Origin of the sequence: Kamptonema animale CS-326 (assembly GCF_028330895.1) — a bacterium.
GTDB classification, from domain to species: Bacteria; Cyanobacteriota; Cyanobacteriia; order Cyanobacteriales; family Microcoleaceae; genus Kamptonema; species Kamptonema formosum.
Genome location: NZ_JAQMUA010000418.1, coordinates 1 through 6,036 on the forward strand (window position 1 = coordinate 1; position 6,036 = coordinate 6,036).

Genomic DNA, 6,036 nt, shown 5'->3' on the forward strand with positions numbered 1-6,036 from the left:
AGAAGACGGAACTCTGTTCTGTGCCCCTTCGCTCCCCTGCCCCTCTGCCCCTCCGCCCCCCTGCTCCTCTGCTCCCAATTCCCCACTCAGCAAATCGGCTAAAACCTGCATTTGCCCCCAGGTCATTTCACTTTGCTCGGAGTAAGATACCTCGTAAGGGGATGCCTCCGAAGTCGGGTAACAGTGAACAGCTTGCCAACCCATCGTCTCAAGTTGAGAGGCCCAGCGCCCTGCTTCCTCTAAAGTTGCCGCTACTACAAGTAAATTTCGCCCTTCTTGCTGTGCTAGAGCTGAAACTGTCAAACCTTTGGGCAAACGGGCGACACCGGAAAGTTGCAAGCAGCGGTGACGTTTCAGTTGGGTGAGGAGTTCTGCTGCAAGTTGCGATCGCCCAATGGTACGAATAATCGAAGAGAAAGCCATGTTTTATGGAAGTGCTTATACTCCTTCGGACAAAAAGCCGGAGGATATTTACGTAACTCCTTCACTGTACAGAATTTACCATCAAATTAATGACCCCCAGACACATTTATCCTGCGGGGCTAAGTTTAAGCGATCGCTCGTGCCACCGAACTCTTCATTGAAAGCAACGCAAGCAAGTATAGCTATTCCTAAAATAATTTAGCTTTTCTATATAAGGCGGGTATGACCCGCCCTTATCCTACGAAACTCCCCGCAACTTGCGAGTATTTTCTACTAAACTCTGGGCGAATTGATCGAACCGTTGAGATAGCTTCTCATCCAACAATTTGCCATCAGGACTAAAAACTTTCCAAGCTTGACCGATCGCCACCTGTTCGGGTATTACCCAACAGTGTACCCATCTCAAAATTACCCGCAGATCGTTAAGAGCATTGTTATTGGACTGACCGCCCAAAACACTGATTGCACCCGCAACTTTCCCGTCCAAATGCTCAAAACTCAATAAATCCAGCGCATTTTTAATCACGCCGCTAACGCTACCGTGATACTCCGGTGTTGCCAAAATTAAACCATCAGCCTGCTTAACGGCATTCTGCAACCGCTCTACATCCGGGTAGTCAGGATAGTTATCCTCGCCGTTGCAAAAAGGGAGATTCAGCGATCGCAAATCCAATATCTCCACTTCCGCACCCAATGCCGTCGCGCGATCGCTTGCCGCATTCAAAGCCATCTGGCTATGGGAGCCAGCTCGCAAACTTCCGCCAATCCCAACAATCTTAACCATAGCAGTCGATCAAAATAAACAGCTTCAATAAAACGTACTCATACCGACTATGATTAAGTTAACAAATAAAACCGCAATCTGTCAAGGGAATCCCTAAGAGGAGGCAGAAGGCAGGAGACAGAAGGCAGGAGGCCTCTCGTAGTAAGGGTGGAAGCAATCAATTATGTCCTAACCGCCAAGGCGGTTACTATAGCCCCTAGCTTTGAACATCGTAGCTTCTAGCCCCTTCTTCCCTAAGCATCGTAGCTTCTAGCCCCTTATTCCCTTCTTCCCCTAATCTTGAGCATCGGAGCATCGTAGCCCCTTATTCCCCTCTTCCCCTCTTCCCCTAGCCCCTAGCCCCTAAAAAAATTATGATGAAATTGGATAAAATCAAGGATGCTAATGAGATAGCGCTAGTAGTAAATTTTAAAAGTATCCTATAAGAAGTTTGGATTAAAGCAGAGTCGGGGTTATTGAGGAGCGGGAGGAACAAAATTTATGTCTCAGAACGTAATGACTAAACAGCTAGCCCTAGAGCCAGCAGAAGAGGCGATCGCCAACCAAACGGGTTTGGTTGATTCCTATGCAGAGCGATTGATGGACGAACTATTTGAAGACGTTGACCGAGCGCTAGACAGTAGTGCCGGTCTGCCCACAGAACCAGTGCAGGCAGAATTCGTCTCCCTTAAACCGATCGCAGTACCGCAAATTATTTTGCCCACACCATCGATGCCGTCTCAAGAAGACAGCATCGATACCGAAGCGATCGCGCGTCACGCCATATTAGTCGCCAAAAAGCAGCAAGCCAAACAATCCTTTGACAGAATCCTCTTAGGAGCAGCCTTTGCCTCCCTATTACTCACATTAGGCTTGTGGCTAGCAAGCAGAAGCGGAATGCGGCGATTTGTAGTCTCTACCCCTACTGTCTCAGCATCCCAAGCAGCTACAGAGGCAAAAGCAGAGGCAGATGCCCAGTTTGGACTCTATATGCAGCAAGCCCTCGATACCCTCGACCAAAAAAAAGCAACACAACCCAAGCTGCAAAATCCTAACCTTCCCGGAGCACCAGTCACAACCAACCTGCCAGCGATTCCAGTTCCCGGTTCTCCTCCCCCAACTGCGGGCCTGGCGCAAGCCATCAACCGCGTTGCAGATGCCATACAGCAAGTCTCCTCTCAGCCAGGGACACCTCCTACCCAAGTAGTAATTGTTCCCCCGGCTGCTGCTCCTAAAACAGCCTCCTCTTCGGCCTCTCCGACAACAAGTGGGGTATTACCTACAACTCCAGCAATTCCCAGAACTAATGTAGCGCCAGTAACTCCCTCAGCTCCAGCAGCTAGCCCGGAAGCCGCACCGTCTTCAGGAAGAATCTTGGCTCGCGAACCTGAACGCCAACCAGAAGCCGCCCCGGAAGCCTCAACGGCTCCCCAACCAGCAGAGTCAACACCAGCAGAGTCATCTCCTGCGAGTGAAGCCCCAACTACGATTCATACTCTAGTAGGGATTTTAGAATTAGGCGATCGCTCGGCCGCCCTGTTTGAGATTGAGGGCGTAGCCCGCCGGATCTATGTAGGCGAAAGCATTGGTGCTAGTGGTTGGACATTGGCAGAAGTGAAAAATCAGGAAGCCGTTATCCGTAAAGGTGGTGAAGTCCGCTCTATTTTTGTCGGACAGAAGTTTTAAAATTGGTAGTTAACTGTTAACGGTTAACTGTTAACGGTTAACTGTTAACTGTTAACTGTTAACTAACTATTAACTATCAACATGGGCTTATTCGACGATTTCAGCCGCTTTCTAGAAACACGATTAGAAGAGTTCTTGCGAAATAATCCGCATCTAGAGTTGCAGGCGCTAGAAGAACAATTACGGGAACAAGAAGAAGACACCTTGCGCCTCATTGCCGATCTGCAACGGCAAGAAAAAAAGTTACAGGAAGAAATTCTGGCTACAGCTCAAGAAATCCAACGCTGGCACTCTCGTCTCGAAAAAGCTAAAGCCGCAAATAGAGTAGATTTAGCTCAAGCAGCTCAAGAACGAGAGGCGGCTCTACTGCGTCAAGGAAATCAGCGCTGGGGTCAAATGCAAGGATGCAAAGAGCGCATTGCTAAATCCAAAGAACTTTATCGGCAAATCCAAGTGCGTCGTCAAGAAGTGCGGGCTAAAGCAGCGGAAGCAGCAACAGCAGCAGCAGCAGCAGCAACTGCAACTGCGACTGCGACTGCGACTGCTACCACTAATCAAAACGATCAACGCTGGGATACTAAAGGTTGGAACCAAAGCAGTAATTATAGTTCCGGGAACCAATCCGATCTTTTAGAAGAAAAGTTTAAACGCTGGGAAACAGATGAGGAAATTGAGCAACTGAAGCGGAATATGGGAAGGTAATTGTTAGTTGTTAGTTGTTAATGGTTAGTTGTTAGTTGTTAGTTGTTAGTTGTTTGTTGTTTGTTATTAGTTAAAAACTTACGCATTCACGTAACGCCGCCCTCTGGGCGGTATCTTTACCTCCCAGAGGGCGGCGTTACAATAATTATCGCGTACCCAGAAAAGTAGGCAAGGAATTATATTAGATGCACTCTCAAACTACAAACCGTTTACAACGGCCTAAGAGAACTAGAAAAATTTTAATTGGATTAGCTACTCTGTGGGGAGGAATCGCTACCGCCTGTCAAGCGCCACCAGTTACAGAAAACAGCCCTCAGCCCTCTATTACTAACAACTCTACTAGCAATTCTACTACTAAGAATTCTCCGGTTCCTGTCACCCGCTTTGATGGCATAACCATTACCTTAGTAACTCGCGATCTACCGCCGATCGCAGAGCCCATAAAACGACGAGTTCCTGAATTTGAGAAACTCACAGGAGCAAAGGTAAATGTCGTCATGTTTCCCTTTGGGAAATTGTATGAGGAAATCAAGCAGGATTTGAGTCAAGGAACTAACAAATATGATGTCCTTGTCTTCGCGCCTCAATGGATGGTGGACTATGCCACCTCTGGATATTTGGAAAATTTAACTCAGCGAGTCGCGACTGACACTGCCATTGATTGGAATGACATCGCCCCATTTTTCCGCGACTTCAGTTCTACTTATCAAGGCAAAATTGTCTCCATTCCCCTAGATGGCGACTTTCAGATGGTTTATTACCGGACAGATTTACTGGAACAAGCAAATATCAATCCCCCGGAAACTTGGGAAGACTATCTGGCGATCGCTAAACAGTTTCATAACCGCGACTTGAATAACGATAGCACTCCCGATTACGGTTCCTGCACCTCTAAAAAGTCCAACTCCCAATCCTTCTCGATATTTTGGTCTATTGTCACTTCCTTTGTCCAAAGTCAGGGTACTCAGCAAGGTGCATTTTTCGATCCAGATACGATGAAGCCGTTAGTCAATAATGAAGCTGTAGCCGCTGCTCTAGATATCTACAAGGAAACAGTAAAATACGGCCCGCCTGACGAGTTGAATTTTGACGTAGAAGAGTCTCGTAGTTCCTTTATTGCTGGTCGCTGTGCATTAACTTTAGACTGGGGTGATATTGGCACCTTGGCGATCGCGCCTAACTCCAAAGTTAAAGACAAAGTAGGGGCCGTCATATTACCAGGAACGAAAAAAGTGCTCGATCGCGCCACTGGCAAATTAATACCTTGTGACAAACTTACTTGTCCTTTTGCTATTAACGATGTCAATCACGCTCCTTATGCAGCCTTTGGCGGTTGGGTAGGAGCTATTAACAACGCCGCCCCTGCCAAGCACAAAGATGCAGGTTACGCTTTCATATCTTACCTCAGCCAACCAGCTCAAGCCAATACTGATGTAACCATTGGAGTAACAGGTTTCAATCCCTACCGCACCTCCCAGTTTACCAACCGCGAACCTTGGCTGAAAGCAGGCATGAGTTTTGAAGCTGCTAGCAAGTACCTTGGTGCGATCGGTGTTAGTCTAAGAAGTCCAAATATCGTACTTGACCTGCGAATTCCTGAAAACAACCGTTATCAAGGAGAAGTTTTAGATCAAAATATTGCCGATTTCCTGGCTGGAAAAATTACCAGAGACGAAGCGGTAGAGAAAATTAATAATGGATGGGAAGAAATTACAAATAAAATGGGAAGAGAGAAGCAACGCGCTGCTTACCGAGCGTCCCTCGGCTTGAATCCATAAACAATGCTGCTAATTGTTGAGAGTTAACGGCTAATTGCTAATTGCTAATTAAAAGCAGTAGCTAGTTAATTAAATAATTTAATAATTTAGTTAAATGTCCGTAGTTGTGATTTAGAGTTAAAACACAACTACATACAAATTGTTTAATACCAAATCCGGCTTAAAATCCCCCTTTAGTCTTTAGTCAGCATGGGCGAATTTTGCTTGTGTACCAGCAGTTTCAATCACTGAGCAATAAAGGTGGTGACTTGGCTAGGCTTGACTGTGCTTGAGTTGCAATGACGTATTTTGGTAAAAATGCGTAAGCCCTAATAAGATGAAAAACTTCAAATTTATCAGAGCCAAACACCGGGGTTGGGGATTAAGCACTAAACTCACCGCCGCCTATTCCGTATTGATTGTACTCGTCGCTGGAGCACTGACAGCAAACCTTTACCTGCACTTGCGGAAAGCCGAACGTTACGCCATACGCGATCGCCTCCTGGATCTCGTCAGCCTAGCCGCCCCTCAAATGGATAGTGACTACCATTCCCTTGTCGTCACCTACAGCGATCAGCAGCGCCCTTACTATCAGATCCTTCGCCAGCGCCTCCAAGCCTTTCAAGCAGCAACCAAAGGTATCAAACGAGTTTATACCCTCCGCCAGCAGCCCAACGGCAACATCGTCTATGTAATCGATTATTC

General features: G+C 46.9%; 5 protein-coding genes and 2 pseudogenes. 5 read left to right on the plus strand and 2 right to left on the minus strand.

What is annotated here, in order from left to right:
- Positions 1 to 423 (minus strand): annotated as a pseudogene (locus PN499_RS24625) (transcription-repair coupling factor); the annotation flags it as partial.
- Between PN499_RS24625 and PN499_RS24630 the strand changes: the two are divergent.
- A complete protein-coding gene (locus PN499_RS24630) occupies positions 422 to 625 on the plus strand; it encodes a hypothetical protein (RefSeq protein ID WP_272035507.1) in 204 nt (67 codons plus the stop codon). The pseudogene PN499_RS24625 and the gene PN499_RS24630 overlap by 2 nt on opposite strands.
- A gap of 36 nt (positions 626 to 661) precedes the next feature.
- On the opposite strand, the gene PN499_RS24635 is transcribed toward PN499_RS24630, so the two are convergent.
- Positions 662 to 1,207 carry an NADPH-dependent FMN reductase gene (locus PN499_RS24635; RefSeq protein WP_272035509.1) on the minus strand — a complete coding sequence of 182 codons (546 nt, stop codon included), beginning with the start codon at positions 1,205 to 1,207 and terminating at the stop codon, positions 662 to 664.
- 480 nt (positions 1,208 to 1,687) lie between these two features.
- Between PN499_RS24635 and PN499_RS24640 the strand changes: the two genes are divergently transcribed.
- The 4 genes and pseudogenes from PN499_RS24640 to PN499_RS24655 all read left to right on the plus strand — a co-directional run.
- The gene (locus tag PN499_RS24640) at positions 1,688 to 2,872 is read left to right on the plus strand and encodes a hypothetical protein (RefSeq protein ID WP_272035511.1); all 1,185 of its coding nucleotides are present in this window, start codon (positions 1,688 to 1,690) and stop codon (positions 2,870 to 2,872) included.
- Positions 2,873 to 2,953: 81 nt separating this feature from the next.
- A complete protein-coding gene (locus tag PN499_RS24645) occupies positions 2,954 to 3,574 on the plus strand; it encodes a TIGR04376 family protein (protein WP_272035513.1) in 621 nt (206 codons plus the stop codon).
- A gap of 185 nt (positions 3,575 to 3,759) precedes the next feature.
- A complete protein-coding gene (locus PN499_RS24650; RefSeq protein ID WP_272035514.1) occupies positions 3,760 to 5,352 on the plus strand; it encodes an ABC transporter substrate-binding protein in 1,593 nt (530 codons plus the stop codon).
- 316 nt (positions 5,353 to 5,668) lie between these two features.
- Positions 5,669 to 6,036 (plus strand): annotated as a pseudogene (locus tag PN499_RS24655) (PP2C family protein-serine/threonine phosphatase); the annotation flags it as partial.

Bases quoted from the DNA above. Each gene is read 5' to 3' on its own strand.
- PN499_RS24630 (WP_272035507.1), top strand. From the start codon at position 422: ATGTTTTATGGAAGTGCTTATACTCCTTCGGACAAAAAGCCGGAGGAT.
- PN499_RS24635 (WP_272035509.1), bottom strand. From the start codon at position 1,207: ATGGTTAAGATTGTTGGGATTGGCGGAAGTTTGCGAGCTGGCTCCCAT.
- PN499_RS24640 (WP_272035511.1), top strand. From the start codon at position 1,688: ATGTCTCAGAACGTAATGACTAAACAGCTAGCCCTAGAGCCAGCAGAA.
- PN499_RS24645 (WP_272035513.1), top strand. From the start codon at position 2,954: ATGGGCTTATTCGACGATTTCAGCCGCTTTCTAGAAACACGATTAGAA.
- PN499_RS24650 (WP_272035514.1), top strand. From the start codon at position 3,760: ATGCACTCTCAAACTACAAACCGTTTACAACGGCCTAAGAGAACTAGA.